3 protein-coding genes are annotated in these 1,795 nt (G+C 67.6%); all 3 read left to right on the top strand.

Annotation, left to right across the window (positions count from 1 at the left end; genetic code table 11):
• Positions 1–494, top strand: a 494-nt coding sequence (locus tag ACO48X_RS05960; protein ID WP_485001199.1) for an exodeoxyribonuclease III, incomplete at its 5' end; no start/stop codon positions are given.
• Positions 495–505: 11 nt separating this feature from the next.
• A complete protein-coding gene (locus ACO48X_RS05955) occupies positions 506–1,522 on the top strand; it encodes a YihY/virulence factor BrkB family protein (RefSeq protein WP_485001198.1) in 1,017 nt (338 codons plus the stop codon).
• A partial coding sequence (locus ACO48X_RS05950) for a sugar phosphate nucleotidyltransferase (protein WP_485001197.1) occupies positions 1,519–1,795 on the top strand: 277 nt, incomplete at its 3' end. The genes ACO48X_RS05955 and ACO48X_RS05950, both read left to right, overlap by 4 nt.

The following is a 1,795-nucleotide window of genomic DNA, read 5'->3' as shown; positions in this document are numbered from 1 at the left end:
AGCTCGGCCTGCGCGTCGTCTCCGCCTACCTCCATTCCGGCGACTCCTCGAGCAAGGAGAAGATGGACGCCAAATACGCCCATCTCGACCTGGTCGAAAAACGACTGGCGGAACTGGGCGAAAGCGGGGGGCGTTTCCTCGTCGCGGGCGATTTCAACATCGTGCACACGCCCCTCGACATCACGAACTGGAAATCCAACCACAATCGGACCTCGGGCGTGCTGGACGAGGAGATCGCCTACCTCGACCGGTGGTTCGGTCAGATGGGCCTCGCCGACGTCCAAAGGCGCCTCGACCCGGACAGCCAGGGGCCCTACACTTGGTGGTCGCAAAGAGGGAAGGCCTTCGACAACAACACGGGGTGGCGCATCGACTACCATCTGGCCAGCCCGTCTCTCGCGGAGAAGGCCGACGCGTACCGGATCGACAGGGCGCCCTCCTACGACGCGAGGTTCTCCGACCACGCGCCCCTGATCGTGGATTATGCGCTGTGAGGCTTGAGCTGATGCGAAACTGGAAGATTTGGCTCGGGCGCTTCAAAGAGCTGCGAGTGACGCGGGGATTCGTGCGGTACGGCACGGCCCGCGGCGGAGTGCTCGCCGGCGGCATCGCCTACTCGGCCCTCTTCGCCCTCACCGCCGCCATGACGATCGCGTGGACGGCGTTCATGGCGCTCATGGGCTCGGACAGTCGGCTGCGCGCCGACGTTCTCCAAGGATTCGACCGCGTCCTGCCGGGAATCCTCAAAACAGGCGACGGCGGAGGCATCGTCGACCCCGACTCGCTCGTCCTGAAATCCGCCGTGACTCCCGCCTCCGTCTTGGCCGGCCTCGTTCTGCTCTTCACCGCGACGTCAGTCGTCGCCAACGTCGGCAAGTCCGTTCAGGCGATGTTCGGCATCGTCAGCCTCCACATCGGCCTTGCAGCCAGGCGGCTGCGCTCGCTGGGAGGCTTCGTCGTCCTCGCGCTGGGAGTCGGAGCGTCCTCCGTCCTCACGGTCTTCGGCGGCCTGGGGGCGCTCGTTTCCTTCGCCGTCGACGTCGGGGTCGTAGCCTTCATTTTTCGCGTGGTGGCAGGGGTCAGAATGCCGAGGCGCGACCTGCTTCTCGGCGCGACGTCGGCCGCCGCGGGAACCACGATCCTCAGGCTCTGCGAAAAGGTCCTCATCGGGTCCGTCTCCGACAACGCGCTCCTGGCGTCCTTCACGGCGGTCGCTTCGCTTCTTCTCGGATTGAACCTCGCAAGCCGCATCCTTCTCGTGTGCGCAGCGATCGCGGCCAACCCGCCGACGCCCTACGTCCCGGCCACGCGCGACGAGCTCCACGCGACGCAGACGCCCAACTACGTCACCCTCTCCGCGCCCCACACCCTTGACTGGCTGCACAACCCGCTTTCGGGGAGCGTCATTCCCGCGGACGCCGACGGCGTCGCCTCCGCCGACGCCGGATCCGGGCGGCGCCCGGACTGCCGAAAACCCGACCAAAGCCCAGCCGACGAGCTCCGCGCAACGGCGCAACCATGACCTTCCACGCAATCGTCAAAACGAGCGGAGCCGGCACGCGCCTGTGGCCTCTCTCCCGCCGCAGCGCGCCGAAATTCCTGGCCGACCTCACAGGATCCGGGAAAAGCATGCTCCAGGCCACCGTGGACCGGCTCGCGCCGATAACCGACGACGTCACGATCGTCACGGGCGCCGCCCACGCCGACGCCGTCGCCGCGCTCGTGCCCGGCGCGTCGCTCGTCGTCGAGCCGTCGGCGCGGGGAACGATGGGCGCGATCGGCCTGGCCGCGGCCA

This window comes from Peptidiphaga sp. (genome assembly GCF_057238965.1).
The sequence above is the reverse complement of the archived record's forward strand: the minus strand, read 5'-3'. Positions and strand labels throughout refer to the sequence as shown.

Excerpts from the sequence above, each read along its gene's own strand:
- ACO48X_RS05955 (WP_485001198.1), top strand. The coding sequence starts at position 506 with ATGCGAAACTGGAAGATTTGGCTCGGGCGCTTCAAAGAGCTGCGAGTG.